This window comes from Janthinobacterium breve (assembly GCF_051380895.1).
GTDB lineage: Bacteria > Pseudomonadota > Gammaproteobacteria > Burkholderiales > Burkholderiaceae_D > Janthinobacterium.
Genome location: NZ_JBNYXY010000002.1, coordinates 287,471 through 308,809, shown reverse-complemented (window position 1 = coordinate 308,809; position 21,339 = coordinate 287,471). Strand labels below are relative to the sequence as shown.

Below are 21,339 nucleotides of genomic sequence, written 5' to 3'. Positions count from 1 at the left end.
TAGTCGATGGTTTCGATGCGCCTATTTTTTCTGTACTTGAAATGGATAATACGAAGACGGCGCTGGAATTAAGATATTTTTATGCCGTTCAATTCAGCGGTTGCCTATCATATTTTTTATTTATCGTGAATAATTCGGGTCGAGTGAAATATCATTAACCTGATCGGAATATCACGTGAATAGTAGGATTTTATTTTGTGCGCTGGTTTTTGCTGCCTTGTCGGCCTGTGGGGGCGGGAGCAATGACGCGGCGGACAATGGCGGCGTCGTGGCGCCACCCGTAACTCCCCCCGTCACCGTGGTCAATACGCAGCCAGTCGCGCAAGCCGGGCCCACCCAAAGCGTGGTGGTTGGCAGCGTTGTGACCCTGGATGCGAGTACCAGTTCCGACGCCAATGGCGATGCCTTGACCTATAAATGGGTGATGAGTTCCAAACCCGTCACCAGTGCCGCCGCCCTCGATTCCTTATCCGCCGTGAAACCGACCTTTACCGCTGATGTGGCTGGCACTTACGTGGCTACCTTGCTGGTCAGTGATGGCAAGATCAGCAGCGAACTGTCTTCGGTTACGATCACCGCGTCGGTAGCCAATGCCCCGCCGGTCGCCCACGCGGGCCGTGCAATGACCGTTGTTGCGGGGATGGGCATCATGTTGTACGGTAGCGAAAGCAGCGATGCGAATGGCGATATCCTGATATTTAAATGGAGCCTGGTATCGAAGCCGGCCGGCAGCACTGCGCAGTTGTTGGATGTCAACTCGGTGCGCCCGTATCTCTCTATGGATTTGCCCGGTGCATATGAAGTGAGCCTAATTGTCAACGACGGCAAGGTGGATAGTGCGCCGGCTTTCGTGACGATGACGGCGGTTGTCGCCAATGCCCCACCAGTGGCCAATGCGGGCGTGCTGCAGAACGTGCTCAAGGGGAGCACCGTCATTCTCGACGGCAGCGCAAGTTCCGATGCGAATGGCGATACCCTGACGTATTACTGGACCTTGACTTCTAGTCCGCCCATGAGTACTGCCACGCTGTCATCTCCCAGGCTGGTGAAACCCTCATTCATCGCCGACAGGGCTGGCACGTATGTTGCCACCTTGCGTGTGGATGATGGGAAGATAACGAGCAATCCAATGAACGTGACGATAACGGCGACGTCCACGAATGCCGCCCCGGTGGCGAATGCCGGCGTGGATCTGCATGTATTGTCAGGCGCGGATATCGTGACCCTCGATGGCAGGGGCAGTTCGGATGCGGACGGCGACAATCTCAGTTATAAGTGGACGTTCATCTCCGTGCCTGCAAATAGCATGCTGCAACCATTTCCTGGCGCATGGAACCGCAGCCAGGCAGTCAGCAGCTTTTGGGCGAATGTGCCGGGAACCTATGTTGTCAGCCTTGTCGTCAATGACGGTACGGTCGACAGTGCACCATCGACCGCCACCATTATTGCCACTGCGGGCTTGACTAATGGGCCGCCGATGTCCAATGCGGGCATAGACCAGGTTGTGGCGCCGGGAACGACCGTGCGTTTGACGGGACTTGGCAGTGCAGATATAGAACACGATGTCTTGACATACCGCTGGCAATTGAAGAGTAAGCCTGCTGGCAGCACGGCCGTGCTGTCATCGCTGACTGCCGCGCAGCCGACATTTGTCGCGGATATGGCCGGTGATTATGTCGCGACATTAATCGTCAACGATGGTTCGGTGAATAGTAGCGAAGATAATGTCACGGTGACGGCGACGCCGAATCTGCTCAATTTGTACCAGGTGCAAGACAATGGGGCCGGTCCTGTTGAAACGAAGGCCGGTTTGCCTTACATCACCAATGCGACGGTACAGAAATCGTGCTCAGGTTCGTGTGCGGCCAACTTTACGGTCGATACCTTCAAGGTGGCCGCAGCAGGGACCAGCTTCATGATTACCAATGTAACGGCCGTCGACAGTACCGGCAAGGTCGTTCCAGCCATCGTCGGCCTGGTGTCGGGCCAGCTCATTCCTGCCGGCAGTAGCGCCACCTTTTCACTGGTGTCACCCAAGACCAATGGCGCAACGACCAAACTGACGTACAAGTTCTTTGTGGCGGAAACGGGCCAGTCTTTCGTTTATAACGCAGACTTCACGTCAAACTAAGTGATGTAACTTAGTGATGTAATATGGCGAACGCCGGGTGTCGGTCCTACGTTCGCCAGCCCTTCTCGCCTCCTTATCCCATGCCCACCTGGACTTCCCCGCCACAACTCGTCGCCCTTGCCGCCTTTTATGCGCAGGTGCAAGCCCAGCCGGACGCCTTCAGCGATGCGGACTTCCTCGACGCCGTCAAGGCTGCCCACTGGCCCACCAACTGCTGGAATTATGTGGAAGCATCGTTCGCTATCATTGCGCCCGCCTGCCTGCTGCGTCCGCATTTGACCGCTGAGTTGATCGCCTTGCCCATCGACGCCATGATCGCCGGTGGCCTGGAGGATGCGGGGCAGGTCATCGCGATCGGCCTGGACTGCGCCACGCGCAGCGCGCCGTATGTGGCGCCCAGCGAGGAGGGCAGGCGCTGGCTGACGCAGGTGTGGCCAGGACTGGGGGATGTGGTCGAGACCGTGTTTCAGGCCAGGCTGCAGGAGGCGCTGACGGAAGATGAGGACTAGGAAAGCCTGCGCTTGACCTGGAATGTGGGTTTACGTTGGGATATACGTAACTACTTACATATGCCCATGCTAAACATGTCCTCCAACTTGCAAACCTTCGGCTCGCTGATGCTGGCCAGCCGACTGCGCCGTCTTTCCGATCAACTGTATGCGGGCGTCGATACCAGCTATGTGGCGGCGGGCGTCGAGCTGACGTCGCGCTGTTTTCCCCTGTTGCTGCTGCTGCGTGACAACGGCCCCACGGCGATCACGGCCCTGGCCGCGCAGATCGGGCAGACGCACCCGGTGGTGGTGCAGCTGGGGCGCAAGCTGCTCGATGCGGGCGTGGTGGCGGAGATGCCAGACGCCAAGGATGAGCGGCGGCGCCTGCTGGCGCTGACCGACGCGGGGCAAGGCTTGCTGCGCAATATGGCGCCCCTGTGGGACGATGTGCGCGCGGCCGTCGATATGGTATTCGAACAAGGCACGCCGCAGCTGATGGCCAGCCTGGACCGGGCTGAAGCGCGTTTGCAGGCGCAAGGTTTTGGCGAGACGATCGCCGCCTGCCGGCGCCAGCGCGAACGGGCCGCCGTGGAGATCATCGATTATGCCGCGCCCTACGCGGCAGATTTCAAGCGCCTGAATATCGAATGGCTGGAACGCTATTTCTATGTCGAGGCGCTGGACGACAAGGTGCTGTCCGATCCGCAACGCTCGATCCTCGACGCTGGCGGGCAGATTTTCCTCGCGCGTCTCGATGGCAAGATCGTCGGCACTTGCGCGCTGATCCGCGCTGGCGATGCCAGCATCGAGCTGTCGAAGATGGCCGTCACGCCAGAATGCCAGGGGCTGGGCATCGCGCGCCGGCTGATCGAGCGGGCCTTCGACGCCTTCGAGGCCAGCGGTGCGCAACTGCTGTTCCTGGAGTCGAACAGCAAGCTGGCGCCTGCCATCCGCCTGTACGAAAGCAGCGGTTTTACGCACGTGGCGCGGCCGGCCGGCGACGCGCATTACCAGCGCGCCGACGTCTACATGGAGTGGCAGGGCAGGTAGCACACGCGAGGGCGCCACACGGCGCTCCCCATCGGCCGTCTCCCGCGTTACAATACGCGCACCCAATAACGGAACCACGGTTCCACTATCGAGAGACGCCGACGCCGCATGCCTTCCTTCCCGATGCCCTTCCCGCAGATGATCGTTCCACCGGAGCCCACCCAGGCGCGCAGCAAGCAAGCGTTCGAGCGCTTGCTGCTGGTGGGCGAACAGTTGCTGGCGGAAAACCGTTTCGATGAAATCGGCGTAGCCGACCTGGCCAGGCTGGCGGAAACATCCGTGGGCACCTTTTACCGCTTGCTGGGCGACAAGGACACCCTGAGCCGCTTGCTGCTGCAGCGCTTTTTTTCCGACATGGTGGAAAAGGTCGAGACCCTGACGGAATTGCGCCAGTGGGAAACACGCAGCCTGGAAGACTTCATCCGCGCCATGGTAGCCATGTTCGTGGCCGTGAATGGCGGGCGCAGTGGCGTCTTGCGGGCCTTGATCACGCGCGCGTCGCAGGATGCGCAATTTCGCGACAGGGTGCACCAGATCAATCATTTGATCTCGCAACGCACGGTCGCCGTGCTGGCCAGCAAGTCCTCCAGCATCCGCCACCCGAACCCCACGCAGGCAATGATGGTGGTGCCGCCCGTGCTGCTGGGCATCCTGAACCAGCACACCTTGACGGGTTCGCTGTCCTTTTTATCGGGCGCGGCACTGGAAGATGAACTGGTGCGTGTTGCTTTAAATTACCTGACTTAAGATATTTATCGATTTAACTTGAAATCGGAATTCGGATTCCGTATTATGTTTTCCAACAGCAGGAAAACATATTCCTGCACCTGAACACAAAGCATGTTCAACAGCAAGGAGACAGAATGCGGCGTCACACGACATCCGATGTTACATTGCATTACCTCGACCTGGGCAAGGGGCAGGGCGAGCCCGTGTTTCTGTTGCACGGCCTCGGGTCCTGCGCCGAAGACTGGCGCCCGCAAATCGACGCCCTCGGCAGCAGCTATCGCTTGATCGTGCCCGATATGCGCGGCCATGGCGCCAGTCTCGCGCCTGGCGGCGACTGGAAGATCGGCGACTTCGCCAACGACCTCTTCAACTTGATGGACCAGCTCGACGTGCCGCGCGCGCACATCGTCGGCTTTTCCCTGGGCGGCATGGTGGGCCTGGAAATGGCCAACCGCGCGCCGGGCCGCGTGGCCAGTTTGTGCCTGATCAATTCCCAGCCGTTTCAGGGCAGCAAACCGGCGTCTTTGCTGTTTGCCTACTGGCTGCGCCGCACCGTGATCGCCACCCTGGGCTTGAAAGCCATGGGCAAGATCATCGGCAAGAAACTGTTTCCTGATCCGGCACAGCAAGCCCTGGTCGAACGCTTCGCCACGCAAATGGCGGGCATGGACAAGCGCGCCTACCTGGCCGCGCTGGACGCTATTTTCCAATGGGACATCGACATTCATTTCCAGGCCCTGGCCATGCCCGTCTTCATCATGGCAGCCGACCAGGATTACACGCCCGTCGCCAGCAAGCGGGCCTTTGCCGCACAGTTTCAGCAGTGCGAGATCGAGATTATCGCGAACTCGCGCCACGCCACGCCCCTGGACCAGGCGCAGCGTGTGAATACCTTGTTGCAGTCCTTCCTCGCCACACATTCAAAATAAACAGGCCACTTGCCGCACGGGCAGGGGGCCGGGAAACAGTCATCGCAGGGCAGGTGCTCGCTATACGCGTGCGGGTACCGTGACGTCTTGCGCTCCTGGAATCCGGCCGTCGTCCCTGGTGGTAAGCAAGCCTGACATTGGAGACGCTATGAAACTTGCTTTGAAATTAATGCCCGCCGCCCTCGCCGTTGCCGGTGCCTTCAGCTTTTCCACCCAGGCCCTGGCGCAAGAGGCCGCCACGTCTGCCGCCGCCAGCGCCCAGAGCGCCAGCGAAGCCAGCGATGCGAAAGAACGCATGGAAACCGTGACGGTCTCCGCCCGCCGCCGCGAAGAGCGGCTGCAGGACGTGCCGCTGGCCGTCACGGCGTTTTCCGCCAAGGCCCTGGAACGGGCGAATATCCAGAACCTGGCCGACTTGCAGGAGCGCGTGCCGAACCTGACCGTGTACGCTTCGCGCGGCACGAATACCACCCTGACGGCCTTCATCCGCGGCGTGGGCCAGGCCGACCCCGTCTGGGGCGTGGATCCGGGCGTGGGCATTTATTTTGACGACGTCTACATGGCCCGTCCGCAAGGCGCGCTGCTCGACGTGTTCGACGTGCAGCGCATCGAAGTGCTGCGCGGCCCGCAAGGCACCTTGTACGGCAAGAACACCATCGGCGGCGCCATCAAGTACATTTCGCGCCCCTTGGCGAAGGAAAACGGCGCCTCGGCGGAAGTGGGCCTCGGTAATTACAATCAGCGCAACTTCAAGGCCGCCTTCAACCTGGCCAACGAGAACGGTACTTGGCGCGCGCGCCTGGCCGCTGCCAAGCTGGACCGCGACGGTTTCGGCCGCAACACCTTCAATGGCGAACAGGTAAGCGACCAGGACAGCACGGCAGCGCGCCTGTCCGTCGGTTACTTTCCGCAAGACATACCTTTGACCGTCGTGTTGAGCCTGGACGCCACGGACGACAAATCGGGCGTGCGCGGCTTCCAGCGCATGGGCGTGAGCGCCTTCGACCCGCTCAGGCGGCCGGCCAGCACCAGCGCCTACGATATCCAGAGCGGCATGCCGGGCCACAACTTCACGCACAACCGGGGCGGCTCGCTGGTGGCCAACTACACGCTGTCGAACGAGTGGTCCGTGAAAGTGATCGGCGCCAAGCGGCGCAGCACATCCGAGCAAACTATCGACTTTGACGGCTTGCCGCAGCCCATCGCCGACGTCTTCGGCGACTCGCGCGACGAGCAGAAAAGCCTGGAATTGCAGGCGTCGTACAGCGGCGACTACGGCGCTGGCGTGATCGGCCTGTACCGCTTCGAAGGCACGGCAGGCGGCGGCATCTACAACAACTTCCTGGGACGCCAGTTCACGGCCGCCGTCAGCACGGTAGAGACGGACAGCACGGCGCTGTACACGGACTGGACCTGGCCGCTGGGCAAGGTGTGGAGTATCAATGCGGGCTTGCGCCACACGCGCGAGGAAAAGCGCGCCATCGTGCTCAACCGCGCTTTTGCCGACGTGGGCTTTACGCGGCCCATCCAGACGGCGGCCGATTTCGACAAGTCCCTGTCGGTCAGCAATACCTCGCCGAAAATTTCCGTGCGCTACGAAGCGTCGAAGACGACGAATTTCTACAGCAACTTGTCGCGCGGTTTCAAGTCGGGCGGCTACAACGTGCGCGCCAACAACCTGGTGGTGCCCGATTCCGCGCGCCCCTACAAGGATGAAAAACTCGATGCGCTGGAGGTGGGCATGAAGTACGCGGCGCCGGACGATACGTTCGATGCCAACGTGGCCCTGTTCTACAACCGCTACAAGGATATCCAGCTGTCCGTCTTCACCAGCTATGTGCAGCCGGGCGGCGTGCCGGGTTTCTATGGCGACTTCACGAATGCGGGCAAGGCGACCGTCAAAGGCGCCGAGTTCGAATTCTCGTGGCGGCCCAACCGCCAGTGGGAAGTCAACGGCTTTCTCGCCTTGCTCAATGCCAGCTATGACGAGTTCATGAGCGGAGGCAAGAACATTGCGGATACGCAAAAGTTCAGCAACACGCCGCGCCGGCAAGTGGGTTTGAACTTGACGCGCACGGACCGCGACGTGTTTGGTGGTGCCTTGCGCAGCATGGTCGGCTATGGCTACCGCAGCAAGGTGTATCCGACCACGGACTTGAGCGAAACCCTGGCGCAGGGTGGCTACAGCATCTGGACGGCTGGCGTCGTATGGGAAGCGCCGAAGAACTGGACCTTCAGTCTGCACGGCAGCAACCTGGGCAACAAACGCTACCGCACGGATGGCTACAATATTCCCGCCGTGTTCATCCTCGACGGTTTCTACGGTCCGCCGCGCCAGATCATCGCCAAGGCAGGCTACAAATTTTAAAGTTCTTCACTGCCGGGGCCGGACCCGTCGGGTCGGGCCTCGTCGGTCAGAAGTGCCGGCTTGATGTGTATCAAGCCGGTTTGTTGTCGCTGTTTTCGTCGTTAATAATAATCAGGAGACTGGCATGGCACATCTGAATCAGCAACTGCGTCACTTGTTATCTGCACTCATCGCCGCCTGCGGCTTGCTGGCCGCGCTGCCGGCTGCCGCCGGGCAGTGGGACTTCGGCCTGTACGCGAGCCTGTGGGGTTCGCGTGAATACCAGGTTTGGCTACCGAGCAATTACAATCCGAACACGCCGCTGCCCGTGGTGTTGATGCTGCACGGCTGCGGTTCCGAGCCCAACAGCATGGCCGCCGTCAGCCGCTACAACCAACTGGCCGACAGCGAGAATTTCATCGTCGTCTATCCGCGCCAGAACGCCACGGCCAATCCCATGCGCTGCTGGAATTTCATGTTGCCGTTGAACCAGGAGCGGGGCACGGGCGAGCCGGCCGTGCTGATGGGCATCTTGAACAAGGTCAAGAACAAGTATGCGGTGCAGGACAGCCGCGTGTATGTGACGGGCATCTCGGCGGGCGGCGCCATGGCCTCCATCATGGCCGCCTGCTACTCCGATGTGTTCGCTGCCGTGATGGTGCATTCGGGCGGCATGTACAAGGGCGCCATCGGCATGCTCACGGCCGCCGATTCGCTGTTCAACGGCAGTGCGTTCGACCCGAAAGTACGCGGCAAGGATGCCTGGCGCTGCTCCGGTTCGCCGCGCCGGCTGATGCCGACGATGGTGTTCCACGGCACCTCCGACATCGTCGTCAACCCGGTCAACGGCGAGCAAACCATCGAGCAATTCCTGCAGACCAGCGATTACGGCGACGATGGCCTCGACAATGACAGCGTGCGCTACCGTGCCGACAGTATCGTGCGCCAGACGGTGCCGTACGGCCGCAGTTACTCCATCGACACGTACCTGCACAACGGCGCCGTCATCGCGCAAAAGTATACGGTCGAGGGCATGAACCACGCGTGGAGCGGCGGCCCTCCCGGCTGGCCGTTCAGCGATGAACTGGGCCCGGACGCCACCGTGATCAGCTGGAATTTCTTCAAGAATTACCAGCGCTGATGGCCTGAGGAACTGCAGCTTGTACAATGGGGCGCAGCGATTGCGCCCCATTTTTTGCCTGTGAAAAATCCCATGCCTGCTTGCTGCCTGCTGTCCTGCCTTGCCGCCGTATTGCTATCCGCCTGCGCCAGCGTCGGCCCGTCCGCGCCATCGGCCGCTTACACGCAAGCGTTCGAGCGTGCCGCCCAGCAAGACAGCATGCGCATCTCCTGACGCCGCGTCCGCCCACCATTTCCTGGTAACTATATAATCTGCGCTTGGGCGATACCCGCCCCTGAACTCCGATTGAAGGAATGCCATGCCAGGATCCATGCCAGGATATATCGTGCGCCCCTTGGCGCTGTGTGTAGTGTCGGCCGTGTGCATCTCTGCCAGTGCCGCCGAGGCGGCGGTGGATGCGCAGCAGCGCGCGTCCTTGCTGGATTTTTATGCGCAGCAATATCCGGGCGAGCCTGCTGCGCGCACCGTGTTCGAGAGCGTGCCCGTGGTGGGTAGCCGAGGCCGCGAAGTGGTGGGTAGCGTGGAAACGCCGCCGTATCGCGGCCATGGCGCACTGTGCCGTACGCAGCGCACCAAGTTCGTGCTGCACGGCGAGGGCAAGCAGGCGCGCTGGCAGGAAGCGGGCATGGAGTATTACGCCTGGCTCGACCGTGGTACCTGCCGCGCGGTGGCCGAACCCGTGCGCATGCTGCAGCGCGTCCCCGATGCGGAACTGGAAGGCGTGTTGCTGTACCAGAAGCCGCTGCTGGAGCGGGCGCGATTATTAATGGCCGGCAATACGGCCTGCGCCCCATTGCGGGCGCTGAAGTTTACGCTGGCGGCCGTCGACGTGGGCTCCGCTGCGCCGCGTGCCGAAGAGCGCTATGCGCTGGTGTTCAAGAGCGACCGCGACAGCTACGCCCGCGTCTGGCTGCGCAAGAGCGGTGCCCAGTATGACGCCTGGAATGTGACTTGCCCGCCAGTGCTGTAAGCTGCGCACCCTCGATTTATTTTTTTGACTGTTGCAACCATGAACCAGAATTCCACTTCCGCCCGCAGCTGGGGCACCATCGTCACGCACAGCGACGAGATGGCCATCATCTACCGCTATGTCGACGCCTTCCATGACGACTGGGACCTGTCGTCGCAGCCGGACCGCATCATCATCGCCTGGCGTTATGAGGACGAAACGGGCATGCCCGCGCCGAACGAGCGCGAGCATATGGAAGAGCTGGAAGCGGCGCTGGCGCCCGTGGTGGAAGAGGGCGGCTTCGCCACCCTGGCGCTGGTATCGACGGGCGAAAACTTGCGCGAATGGATTTATTACACGCAGTCGGGCGAAGAGTTTTTCAATCGTCTCAACACGGCGCTGGCGTCGCGCCCGAAATTCCCGATTGAAATTCGCAGCGCGGCCGACCCCGCCTGGTCCACATATGCAGGCTTTATGGCCGCGCTGCCGAAGTAATTACACCAATGCGGCCACCACGATGCGCGTGGCGGCCGTGATGATGTCCTGGTTGGTGTCCGCGCTTTTCTGTTCGCGCGTGTAGTACACGGCGATGACCAGCGGCGCGCCGCTGGCCGGGTAGGCGACGCCGATATCGTTGACGCTGCCGTAGGCGCCCGAGCCCGTCTTGTCGGCTACCTGCCAGCCAGCTGGTACGCCGGCGCGGATGCGTTTGTCGCCCGTTGTGTTGCCGCGCATCCAGGCCTCCAGTTGCTGGCGCTGCGGTGCCGGCAAACTATTTCCCAATAACAATTGCTGCAAGCTGTGCGCCATCGACGCAGGGCTGGCCGTGTCGCGCACTTCGCCGGGGATGGCGCTATTGAGTTCCGTTTCCCAGCGTTCCAGCTGGAACACCGTGTTGCCGATGCTGCGCGCAAACGCCGTCACGGCTTGCGGCCCGCCCAATAATGTCATCAAAAAATTGGCCGCGCTATTGTCGCTGTATTGCAAGGTGGCGGCGCACAGGTCCGCCACGCTCATGCCGTCGGCCAGATGTTTTTCCGTCAGCGGCGAATAGGTGACCAATTCTTTTTTCTCGTAACGCACGTGCTGATCCAGCAAGCCCGGCTGGCTGACGCTGCGGGCCAGCACGGCGGCCGCCAGCATGGCCTTGAAGGTGCTGCACAGGGGAAAGCGTTCGTCGGCGCGGTAGGCGACGCGCAGCTCGCTGCCCTGGCGCCAGGCGGCAACGCCGAGGCGTCCGCCTGCGGCCTGTTCCAGCGCGGCCAGCTGCGTGTGGGCGGCGGCGATACTGGTGGCGGGTGCGGCAAACAGCAGCGGTGTCGGGCACAGCAGGGCGGCACCGCTGGCCAGCAAGAGGTGGCGGCGGACGTGGTTTGGGGATTTAGTCATGGTCTGTAGGTGTTGTTGGGGTGGAAAGGGTGGCCAGCAGTTCGCCGATGGCGAGCAGGTTGGCCGGTTTGGTCAGATGGTGGTCGAAGCCGGCCGCGCTCGATTGGCTGCGGTCGTTTTCGGCGCCCCAACCCGTCAAGGCGACGAGCACGACGTTGGCGCCGGCCGGTATCCGGCGCAGCGCGCGCGCCACGTCGTAGCCGCTCATGCCGGGCAGGCCGATGTCGAGGAAGATAACGTCTGGCAAAAATTGCGGGGCCATGGCCAGGGCTTGCTCGCCGTCGTGGGCTACTTGCGTGGCATGACCCATCATGTCGAGCACGGCGGCGAGGGTATTGGCCGCATCGGCGTTGTCGTCGACTACCAGCACGCGGAAGCGTGGGCCAACGGATGTGCTGGCGGGCGCGGCCGGAGCGACGGGGGCGGCTGGCTCCGCCGCCAGCAGGGGCAGGCGCACGCTGAAGGTGCTGCCCAGGCCAGCGCCGGGACTGGCCGCCGTGGCGCTGCCGCCATGCAACTCGGCCAGGCGCCGCACCAGCGACAGGCCGATGCCCAGGCCGCCCTGAGCCCTGCCCATGTTTTGCCCCACCTGCGTAAACATGTCAAACACGGTCGTGATCGATTCGGCGGGAATGCCCACGCCGCTGTCCTGCACTTCGATCAGCACCTCGTTGCCGTCGCGCAAGGCGCGCAAGCTGATGTGCCCGCCCGCCGGCGTGTACTTGGCGGCATTGTTGAGCAAATTGCCCAGCACTTGCGCCAGTCGCGTGGGGTCGGCCTCAAGCCGCAGCGCCTGTTCATCGAGTGCCACCTGCAACTGGTGGCGGCCCGCTTCGATCAGCGGCAGGCTCGTTTCCACGGCGCTGGCGATGATGGTTTTCAAATCCGCCCGTTCCAGCTTGAGTTCGATCTGGCCCCGCGTGATGCGGGCCACGTCCAGCAAATCATTGACCAGATGCACCATCTGATTGACTTGCCGTTCCATCACGTCGCGCACGCGCGCCACGGTGGCGGGCTTGTCGGCGGCCAGGTGCATGATCTGCAAGCCGTTGCGGATGGGCGCCAGCGGGTTGCGCAGTTCGTGCGCCAGGGTGGCCAGGAATTCCGTCTTGCGCCGGTCCATCTCGGACAGGTTGTCGGCCAGCTGGCGCAATTGCTGCTCCGAGCGCTTGCGCTCGCTGATGTCACTGAACAGCACCGTCAGCAGGCGGCTGCCGGGGCCGCCCAGGCGCGCGGCGAAGACTTCGAACCAGCGCTCCATGGCCACGGCTTCGTTTTCGTAGCGCACGGGCTCGCCGGTTTTCACCACCTGGTCGTACAGGTCGAACCAGTGCTGGTCGTGGTCGGGCACGAAGCTGCGGATGGTCTTGCCGATGGCATCGTTCAGCCCCGACTGCTTGACGAAGGCGGGGTTGCCTTCCAGATAGCGGAAATCGATGGGGCGGCCTTGCTCGTCGTACAGCATTTCGATGACGCAAAAGGCCTGGTCCATCAGCTCGATCAGGGTGCGGTAGCGTTCCTCGCTGTGGCGCAGCGCATCTTCCACCTGTTTCTGGCGCGTGATGTCGAGCAGGACGCCTGGAAGTTGCAAGGGTGTGCCATCGGGCGCATATTCTGCGCGGCCCCGCGCGATGACGGAGCGGTACCGGCCATCGCCGGCACTGATGCGGTAGCTGGCTTCGAAGGGCGCGTGCGCGTGCACCGCTTGGGTAATCTGCGCGCTGACTTGCTCGCGGTCATCGGGATGGATGATGTCCAGATAGCGCGCCAGGGGCGCCGCCGTGGCCGCACCGGCATTGACGGGGAACAAGCGCGCCATGTTGCTGTCGGCCGTGACCCGATCGGCCACGATGTCCCAGTTCCAGGTAGCCACTTCGCCGGCCGCCAGGGTCAGGCGCAGGGTTTCCTCGTTCTGCTTGCTCGCAGTCAGGTCGAGCGAAATGCCGGACAGGGCAATCACGTTGCCGGCGCCGTCGCTGGTGCAGGTGCCGCGCATGTGCGCCCAGTGCAGCGCGCCATCGGGCCAGCGCACGCGGATGTCGATCTCAAAATCGCTGGCGCTGGCGATGGCCGCATGCACCACCGTCTGCCACTGCTGCAGGTCGCCCTCGAGCATGGCGCCCGTCAACTGTGCGTAATCGATGTGGCTGGCAAGCGGCAGGCCCAGATTGGCCTTGAACGCATCGGAGCAGGCCATGCTGCCACTGCCCAGGTCGATCTCCCACGTGCCCATGCGTCCGCCCTGCATGGCCAGGCGCAGCCGCTGTTCCGTCTGCCGTTGCTGCGTCACGTCGCAATGCGAGCCCAGCCATTCAACGATGCTGCCGTCGGGCCCGCACACGGGCAGCATGCGCACGATCATATTGCGGTAGCTGCCGCTGACGTGGCGTAGCCGGTATTCCGCTTCGAACACGGTCGTCAGATGCGAAGGCATGACGTAAGGCAAGTTGCGGTCGTCCGGATGCAGGGCATTGAGCCAGCCGCGGCCCAGCAGTTCGGCTTCGGTCTGGCCCGTGAAGGCGCGCCAGGAGGGCTGGTCAACATCGAACTGGCCGAAGGTTTTCGTGCTCCAGACGATGTCGCAATGGGCGCCCAGCAGTAAATGTGCAGCCTGGGCGGCGGCGATGGAGGACGGGACGGTGTTGCTGGGCTGGCTCGGTTCTGACATGGAGGCGATCAACGATGGTGCAAGGGGGTGCAGGGGGCCGCCGCCGCACTGGAATGGGGCGTCCTTGCAACGCAATTCTGGCGATATTACAACTATTTTTATCCTCAGGGCTGTCTTATAGGATGCCAATCCAGCTTTTGGCTGGCCAGGAGAAAAAGGCGCGCCATGTGGCAAATCATCGGGTGAAACAGCAAGGCGAGGCCGCTATTGTGGCTGAATAACCACTAGTCGGCCCTTTATGTTGATGAATGAATATTTTACATAACAATATTCTTGCAGCGCATAAGGCGCTTGAATTAAATTGGCGCCTTACTTAAAAGTTGGTGTTCATCAGACATCCCAGAGATGCGGCCGGCACCGCTGTCAGCTTGGAGGACAGCCAGGGCAGAGCCAGTGACGCCAGGAGCGGAGAAACATCCGCTCGCGCTGCTGCACCATGACGGTGCGGAGAACGCCAGCGCCGTAGATAAGCCGGAGACAGGTTGGAAGACAGATTTCGCAATTCTTTTTTAAACTTCTGGGAAACAACATGATCAAGATGTCCAAGATGCACCAGCGTTTGTGCGCCAAAAGCGCCGCCATGCTGGCACTGTCCGCTGCCCTGCCCATCGGCTCGGCGTATGCTGATGAAGTCGCTGCTGATACGACCCCTGCCGCCAGCCAGCTGGAAACCGTGACCGTGACGGCGCAGCGCCGCAAGGAAAATATCCGCGACGTGCCCGTCTCCGTGTCGCTGTTGCGCGACGAGAAGCTCGACGTGCTGGTGTCCGGCGGTCAAGATATCCGCGTGCTGGCCGGCAAAGTGCCGAGCCTGAACGTAGAATCGTCGAATGGCCGTACTTTCCCCCGCTTCTACATCCGCGGTTACGGCAATACCGACTTCAACATCTTTGCATCGCAACCTGTTTCCCTGATTTACGACGATGTCGTGCAAGAAAACCCCATCCTCAAAGGCTATCCGATTTTCGACGTGGCGGGCGTGGAAGTGCTGCGCGGCCCGCAAGGTACCTTGTTTGGCCGCAATACGCCTGCCGGCGTGGTCAAGTTCGAGTCCGTCAAGCCGAACCTGGACAAGGTTGAAGGTTATTACAACGTTTCCACGGCCACGCACAACACCAGCAATTTCGATGGCGCCGTCAACGTGCCGCTGAGCAAAGAATGGGCGCTGCGCTTCTCGACCCTGCGCCAGCACCGCGACGACTACGTCGACAACACCTTTACGGGCCAGAAAAATGCGCTGGACGGTTACAACGAACACGCCGAGCGCGTGCAACTGCTGTACGCACCGAACACCATGTTCAACGCCCTGTTCAATGTCCACCAGCGCAACACCACGGGCAGCGCGCGCATCTTCTACGCCAACCTGATCAAGCAAGGCACGAACGATATCGTTGACGGCTTCGACCCGAACAAGTCGTTCACGAATGCACCGAACTTCCAGCGCCTGCGCACCAACGGCGCCAGCGCCCGCTTGAGCTGGGACCTGGACGGCGTCAAGCTGTACTCGATCACCGGCTTTGAACAGGTCGGCAATTACGTGTCGCATGGCGACATCGACGGCGGCACGCCGACGGGCCCCGGCTTCATTCCTTTCCAGGTTGAAACGGCTGGCGGCATCACCAGCGTGAAACAATACTCGCAAGAATTCCGCGCCGAATCGAAGAATGCCGGTCCGCTCAATTGGCAGGCTGGCGTGTACTACTTCAATGAAGATGCCAACGGTTTCACCGACAACTTCGATACCAACACGCATGTGCTCACCACGCACCTGGCCAGCCGCCAGAAGAATTCGGCCTGGGCAACGTTTGGTTCCGTCAACTACGCCGTCAACGATGACTTCATGCTGCGTGCCGGTTTGCGCTACACCAAGGACAAGAAGGATTTCAACACGGTGGAAGCGACCAACATCGTGCAAGTCAACCCGACCAGCGCCGATGTCAGCAAAGCCAAGGTCAACTGGGACCTGAGCGGTACCTACAAGTACAACAAGGACGTGAACTTCTACGGCCGTATCGCCACCGGTTTCCGCGCGCCAAGTATCGCGCCAGCCAGCACCAGCGTGCCTGTCACCGTGGCTGATGCGGAAACCATCACCTCGTTCGAAGCGGGCATCAAGGCCGACCTGTTCAACCGCCGCGCCCGTGTTGCGTTCAGCGTGTATGACTACCAGGTGAAGAACCAGCAGTTGACGGTGGTGGGCGGTACGTCGAACATCACGCGCCTGATCAATGCTGCCAAGACGAATGGCCGTGGCGCCGAGCTGGAACTGGAAGGCTTTGTCACGCCTAGCCTGAAGATGTCCCTGGGCGGCAGCTACAACTTCACGGAAATCAAGGACCCTAGCCTGTCGATCGCCACCTGCGCCCAAACGCGTTGCACCGTGACCGATCCGCTGACGACTGGCAACCGTGCCGTCATCGATGGCAATCCATTGCCGCAAGCGCCGAAGTGGACGGTCACCGCCACGGGCCGCTACTCGATCCCGATGGAAAACGGCGAATTCTTCGTCTTCACGGACTGGGCTTACCGCAGCAAGATCAACTTCTTCCTGTATGAGGCAACCGAGTTCACCGGCAAGCCGATGGTCGAAGGTGGCTTGCGCGTGGGCTACACCTGGGATGCTGGCAAGTATGAAGTGGCCGCTTTTGGCCGCAACATCACTGACACCCAGCGTATCACGGGCGCCATCGATTTCAACAACCGCACGGGCTTCATCAATGAGCCACGTCAATTTGGTGTGCAATTTAAAGGCAACTTCTAATTGCCCGATACCAGGCGCCGGCCCTTGCGGCCAGCGCCTGCTTCAACCCGCCCGGTTTGCGCCGTGGCGGGTTTTTTTATGCCCGCTCGGGAAGTTGCGCCAGCCGCTGCGCCCAGGCGGGAATGGCTTGCCGCCAGAAATCTTCCAGGTTGTCGGCGCGCACGTCGAGACCGAGGAAGCGGGCAGCTGGCAGCAGCGCTGAGGCCAGCAGTTCGGCGGCATGGATGCCCGTATCGAAGGCGAGGGCGCCTGTCTGCTTCGACAGTTTCTCGCCGCTGGCATTATTGACGACAGGTACGTGCAAAAAGCCGGGATGGGGCAAGCCCAGCACATCCTGCAGATACAACTGGCGTGGCGTGGAGTCGAGCAAGTCCGCGCCGCGCACCACCTGCGTGATGCCCTGCGCGCCATCGTCGACCACCACGGCCAGCTGATACGCCCAGTAGCCATCGCCGCGCAGCACGATGAAGTCGCCTACCTCGCCGGCCAGGTCCTGCTGCTGCGGCCCATGCCAGCGGTCGGCAAAACCATACACGGCTTGCGGCCCCTGCGGCACGCGCAGCCGCAAGGCCCGCGCCGCCTTGCCCGGCGCCAAGCCATGACGGCAGGTGCCCGGATACACGGCAGCGCCGTTCTTGGGCGTACCCGCGTGCAGCACCGAATCGTGGATTTCCTTGCGCGAACAGCCGCACGCATACACGAGGCCGTCATCCTGCAATTGCTTGAGCGCCGCCTCGTACAGCGGCAGCCTGCGGCTCTGCCACGTCGCCTCGCCATCCCACGCCATGCCGCAGCGCTGCAGAGTGGCCAGGATCGCCATATCGGCGCCTTCGACATTGCGGTCATAGTCCAGGTCCTCGATACGCAGCAGCCACGTGCCGCGATGCACCTTGGCATCGAGATAACTGGCCATGGCGGCAACGAGCGAGCCCATGTGCAGGGGACCGGAGGGGGAGGGGGCGAAGCGGCCGATGTAGGGGGCGGTGGACAGGAGCATACGGATGAAGGTTGTTGACGGTAGTAATATGTGCTGGTGTTGCTATGAACCCTGACTCATCTAAAGTAGGCAGCGCTAAGTATCGTTCAGAGTGATATTCAAGTCAAATTACGGCCCTGATTCATAAGTGGCTAGGGATCGTTGGCCGACTGTAGCAATAGCGAACACAAACGTTTTGCACGGCCGCAAGGTTCAATCGTTGAGTGAGGGCATCAATTGCATTTCGTAATGCATGTCATCGCGGTGGCGCGGTGTGGCCGCAGCGCCCAGGAAACTGTCGCATCCGAGGCTGTCTTTGATGTGGCAGGGCACGCCAAAGTGGTCGCCAAGGATGCGCGCCATGACGATGGACGAGATGTTGCGCTGCTGGAGCAAGCCGCTGTACAGGCCGATCGCCGCCTCGTCCTGGCCCTGGCCCGGCTGGCACGCGGCAAGGGCCAGCAGGCGCGACAGGAAATCCCCGCCGTGGCCGGCCTGCTCGATACGGTATTTTTGCCACGCCTGGTAAAACAGGGCGACGGCGCGGCTGGAAAACAGGTCGAGGAAGGCGCGTGGGCTGGTGTCGCGCTCGCTGTACTGGTGCGCGGCAATGCGCTCCGAATAGTGGCTGGGCAAGCTGCCCTGGCAGCCCAGCAGGCCCATGACGGTGGGCGTGAGGTGAATAGGCTGGCTGTGACCGGACAGCAGCGCTTGCAGCAGGGCATCGGCATCGGCAATGCCGTTTGTCGTGAGCGCTTCGACCTGGCTGGCGGGAAAGCGCGGCGAGACGCTATTGTCGAAGCGTATGAGTTTTGCCAGCGCCGTGTGCTCATCGATGCCGTGTTCAGCCAGCCACGCCAGCAGCAGGCGCAGCGCCTGGAAGCACTCGAAGCGCTGCGGCGCGTCGAGTAATTGCTGGATCACGCTGGCGTGGCGTCAGCGCTGCGTTCCGGGCATCGCAGGAGTTCCTCGCCGCTGCGCTGGGACAGCAGCGTCAGTTGGCTAAAGCAGTTGAGCTGGCTGTTCAGGGCGAAATAGCGCTGCAGCACCTGGGCAAAAATATAGATGCTGCTGCCGACGAAGGCTTGCTCGTCGATGCCCAGGCGGATGGCGATGCCGGGCATCAGGGTGGGAAACGGCACGGTCGGCATCCACGCGCGCGTGCTGCCGTGTTCGAGCGTGACGATGCCCTGGATCAGGCGCTGCGTGGTGGGCGAGCGAGGCAAGTCGTACAGGCTGAGCATTTTCTGGAATTCGCCCAGGCCCGCCTGCGTCAGGCTGGCGTAATTGAGCGACAGGTGCGCAATCAGCCGCCAGTGCGTGTCCGCCGGGAAGCGCATGCTGGGCGTGGGCTTGCGCAGGAAGCGCGCGGGGATGCCGTCGGGCACGTCTTCGGCCAGCAGGTCGCCGCCGGGCAAGCCGTAATGCAATTGCGTGGGCAAGTCGCGGTTGCTGCACCGCAGCTGCGTCGAGACGGTGGCGCAGGCCGCGCTGCCCGGTGAAAACTGCGGGTCGATCAGGCTCAGGCGCATTTCATGGCCGGGGCTGATGGCCGCCACGGCTTCGTCGCGGCGCGCCAGCCAATATTGGCCCTGCTCGGCCTGGGTGCCTTGCAGCGAGGCATACAGCGGCAAGAAAGTGCTCAGGCGCTCGCCGGCCTCATCCTTGCGCACCAGGGTGACGCTATCGATGCTGTGGATGTCGTAGGCAAACGCATGCGTGGCATCGGCCAGCAGGGCGTAGTCGGGCTCGGTATGCGTGAGGCGGATCGGCACGCCGGACTTGGCGAACAGATTGACGACGGGCGTGCATCCCAGCAAGAGGTTGTCGGGGCTGACGCCGGACAAGAGCCGCGCCTCGTGGCTGTCGCTGCGCATGCTCTTGAGTGGCAGGTGCAAGGTGAACTGGCTGCACTGTTGCGGTAGCAGGGCTGCCAGCAGGGACCAGGCGATATCGATGAAATGAAATTTTTCCGGAAAGGCGAAATACTCGGTCAGCAGGCGCAGTGCCGGGTGGGAACGGGCGGAAATGGGGATCAGCGCGTCGTCTTGGGCATAGCCGGCCGGCGTCAACAAGGTGCCATCGACAGCTAGCCACGGGCTGTGTTCGTCCAGCGCCACATACGCGCCCGCGCCGCGCAGGAACAGGGCGTCGAGCAGGGCCGCGCGCACCGATGGTTCGCCATCGGCAAACAGGCGCAGGCTGGCAAAACCCGTTTGATCCAGATGGTACTGATCGCTGCTGCTGGTGAACTGAATGCTGAGCAGGGCGCTGGCGCCGGCGGGCAGGCGCAGGCCGGGCGGCGCGTCGATGATAGGTGAAAAATGCAGGCGAGAAATGGCCAGTGGCGCCAGCGTCACGTCATACGCGCTGGTAAATTTGCAGGCCACGCCTTGCACCGGTTGCGAACGCAGCACCGTGCCGCGCGCAACATGCGCAAGCTGGGCCAGCTGGCCGCCACCGGGCGCTTCGGCGGCGGCGATGCGCACGATGGAACACGCGGGAAAGGGCCGCAGATAGTGCGGGTACAGGGTGTCGAGCAGGGAATGGGTGAATTGCGGATAGGCGTCGTCCAGGCGCTTGGCGACCCTGGCCGTGAGCAGGGCGACGGACTGGATCAGGCGCTCGACATGCGGGTCTTCGCACGTCTCGCCGGCGATCAGCAGGCGCCCGGCCGCTTTCGGGTAGCGGCTGGAAAACTCGTGCGTGTACTGGCGAAACAAGCCCAGCTCGCGCTCGTAATACGGCAATAGTTGTTCCACGGTCGCGCTCTCCGCCAGCAGGAAAGCTTCATGCTGGCATCAGGCGCGAACGTGGGTGTTGATGCGTAACAATGAATTTTAGAAATGGTACTCCGCGCGTATCATCGGCGTCTTCGCCGTCTGGCCTACATTGCCCGTGGTGGCGGGCGAGTTGCCGAACTTGTTCTTCCAGTACTGGTATTCCAGGCCCACGCGGAAGGTGTTCTTCGCGCTGCCCAGGGCCGCGCCCACGTCGCACATCACTTGCATGTCGATATTCGTTTCCACCGCCGTGTCGCGCCCCACTTCATCTTTGCCTTTGGAATCGATGAGGTTAAAGAAGCCTTCGAACGAAAACAGCGGCGACAGGGGGATGGCCCAGGCGCCCGTCAGCATGGCGTGCGTTTTATACGTGTAGCGGCCCCTCACTTGCGAGATGGGTGGGAAGGCGCCGCTGGGGGCGTTGCTTTCACGCAGCAACAGCAAGCTGGTGTTGAAGAAGCCGGGCACGTCCCACATCAGGGTGGGGCCTGCCACCAGCATGCGCTTGCGCGAGTTATAGCCGACGTCATTTTTCGTGTTGACGTCAAAGCCCAGGGTGACGCCGACGCCGCGCACGGGACCGAACTTGATGTCGCTGCCGCGCACCTTGCCGATGTCGATGGTGTTGCGGTACACCAGATACGCCTCTTGCGCGCCGGAAGTCTTGCCCAGCGCGCCAGGGTCCTTGCTGTCGGAGATCAGGAAATCCAGGTTGACGAAGTTGCTGCCGTATTTGTAGCCGCTGGCGTGCGTGATGGCAAAGATGTTTTTCTTGATGTCGTCCGGATTGAAGGGCTCGCGGTAATCATTGCCGGCGCGCCAGCTCAGCGCGGTATCGCTCCATTCGGCAGCCTGGGCGGTCGTGCCCACGCCGAGGGTGGTAGTGAGGCAGAGCAACAGACACGGTATGGTTTTTGGCACTTTCGGCTCCTGATGGCGGTGTTGGAAAACGGGAACTGGGGGATGGCAGGGCGCAGGGGGTTAGCCCACTAGAG

Annotated in this window: 17 protein-coding genes; 11 read left to right on the top strand and 6 right to left on the bottom strand. The window is 62.0% G+C overall.

Translation table 11 applies throughout. The annotated features are described in order from the left end of the window. The first annotated feature begins 175 nt into the window (after window positions 1-175). From ACQ4W0_RS04255 to ACQ4W0_RS04210, 10 genes are all read left to right on the top strand, one after another. Window positions 176-2,131 carry a PKD domain-containing protein gene (locus ACQ4W0_RS04255; protein WP_436575637.1) on the top strand — a complete coding sequence of 652 codons (1,956 nt, stop codon included), beginning with the start codon at window positions 176-178 and terminating at the stop codon, window positions 2,129-2,131. Between the two features lie 80 nt (window positions 2,132-2,211). Beyond that, window positions 2,212-2,640, top strand: a complete 429-nt coding sequence (locus ACQ4W0_RS04250; RefSeq protein WP_436575636.1) for a hypothetical protein — start codon at window positions 2,212-2,214, stop codon at window positions 2,638-2,640. A 75-nt stretch (window positions 2,641-2,715) separates the two neighbouring features. Next, window positions 2,716-3,672 (top strand): bifunctional helix-turn-helix transcriptional regulator/GNAT family N-acetyltransferase, encoded by a 957-nt coding sequence (locus tag ACQ4W0_RS04245; RefSeq protein ID WP_436575635.1) that lies wholly within the window; start codon window positions 2,716-2,718, stop codon window positions 3,670-3,672. Window positions 3,673-3,780: 108 nt separating this feature from the next. Further along, window positions 3,781-4,419, top strand: coding sequence for a TetR/AcrR family transcriptional regulator (locus ACQ4W0_RS04240; RefSeq protein WP_436505796.1), 639 nt, complete (start codon window positions 3,781-3,783; stop codon window positions 4,417-4,419). 116 nt (window positions 4,420-4,535) lie between these two features. Further along, entirely contained in the window at window positions 4,536-5,330 is a 795-nt protein-coding gene (locus ACQ4W0_RS04235; protein ID WP_436575634.1) for an alpha/beta fold hydrolase, read from the top strand. 148 nt (window positions 5,331-5,478) lie between these two features. Then, the gene (locus tag ACQ4W0_RS04230; protein ID WP_436575633.1) at window positions 5,479-7,698 is read left to right on the top strand and encodes a TonB-dependent receptor; all 2,220 of its coding nucleotides are present in this window, start codon (window positions 5,479-5,481) and stop codon (window positions 7,696-7,698) included. Between the two features lie 124 nt (window positions 7,699-7,822). Then, window positions 7,823-8,818: an extracellular catalytic domain type 1 short-chain-length polyhydroxyalkanoate depolymerase gene (locus tag ACQ4W0_RS04225; RefSeq protein WP_436575632.1), complete on the top strand. Its 996-nt coding sequence runs from the start codon at window positions 7,823-7,825 to the stop codon at window positions 8,816-8,818. A 72-nt stretch (window positions 8,819-8,890) separates the two neighbouring features. Next, entirely contained in the window at window positions 8,891-9,031 is a 141-nt protein-coding gene (locus tag ACQ4W0_RS04220) for a hypothetical protein (protein ID WP_436575631.1), read from the top strand. A gap of 85 nt (window positions 9,032-9,116) precedes the next feature. After that, on the top strand, window positions 9,117-9,788 hold the full coding sequence (locus ACQ4W0_RS04215) for a hypothetical protein (protein ID WP_436575630.1): 672 nt from the start codon (window positions 9,117-9,119) through the stop codon (window positions 9,786-9,788). A 39-nt stretch (window positions 9,789-9,827) separates the two neighbouring features. Next, a complete protein-coding gene (locus ACQ4W0_RS04210; protein WP_436575629.1) occupies window positions 9,828-10,262 on the top strand; it encodes a DUF695 domain-containing protein in 435 nt (144 codons plus the stop codon). Here ACQ4W0_RS04210 and bla read toward each other — a convergent pair whose 3' ends face one another. Both bla and ACQ4W0_RS04200 read right to left on the bottom strand, forming a co-directional pair. Next, a complete protein-coding gene (gene bla, locus ACQ4W0_RS04205; protein WP_436575628.1) occupies window positions 10,263-11,156 on the bottom strand; it encodes a class A beta-lactamase in 894 nt (297 codons plus the stop codon). It abuts the gene before it with no gap. After that, window positions 11,149-13,824 (bottom strand): hybrid sensor histidine kinase/response regulator, encoded by a 2,676-nt coding sequence (locus ACQ4W0_RS04200; RefSeq protein ID WP_436575627.1) that lies wholly within the window; start codon window positions 13,822-13,824, stop codon window positions 11,149-11,151. The genes bla and ACQ4W0_RS04200 overlap by 8 nt, the downstream gene beginning before the upstream one ends. Window positions 13,825-14,353: 529 nt before the next feature. On the opposite strand from ACQ4W0_RS04200, the gene ACQ4W0_RS04195 reads away from it, so the two are divergent. Beyond that, a complete protein-coding gene (locus ACQ4W0_RS04195; RefSeq protein WP_436575626.1) occupies window positions 14,354-16,585 on the top strand; it encodes a TonB-dependent receptor in 2,232 nt (743 codons plus the stop codon). Window positions 16,586-16,661: 76 nt separating this feature from the next. Here ACQ4W0_RS04195 and gluQRS read toward each other — a convergent pair whose 3' ends face one another. The 4 genes from gluQRS to ACQ4W0_RS04175 all read right to left on the bottom strand — a co-directional run bounded on the left by gluQRS (window position 16,662) and on the right by ACQ4W0_RS04175 (window position 21,214). Continuing rightward, window positions 16,662-17,582, bottom strand: a complete 921-nt coding sequence (gluQRS, locus tag ACQ4W0_RS04190; RefSeq protein ID WP_436575625.1) for a tRNA glutamyl-Q(34) synthetase GluQRS — start codon at window positions 17,580-17,582, stop codon at window positions 16,662-16,664. A 192-nt stretch (window positions 17,583-17,774) separates the two neighbouring features. Continuing rightward, complete coding sequence (locus ACQ4W0_RS04185) at window positions 17,775-18,485, bottom strand: type VI secretion system baseplate subunit TssG (protein WP_436575624.1); 711 nt, start codon at window positions 18,483-18,485, stop codon at window positions 17,775-17,777. Beyond that, window positions 18,482-20,323 carry a type VI secretion system baseplate subunit TssF gene (tssF, locus tag ACQ4W0_RS04180; RefSeq protein WP_436575623.1) on the bottom strand — a complete coding sequence of 614 codons (1,842 nt, stop codon included), beginning with the start codon at window positions 20,321-20,323 and terminating at the stop codon, window positions 18,482-18,484. The genes ACQ4W0_RS04185 and tssF overlap by 4 nt, the downstream gene beginning before the upstream one ends. 78 nt (window positions 20,324-20,401) lie before the next feature. Beyond that, entirely contained in the window at window positions 20,402-21,214 is an 813-nt protein-coding gene (locus tag ACQ4W0_RS04175) for an outer envelope protein (protein WP_436575833.1), read from the bottom strand. Window positions 21,215-21,339: the final 125 nt, after the last annotated feature.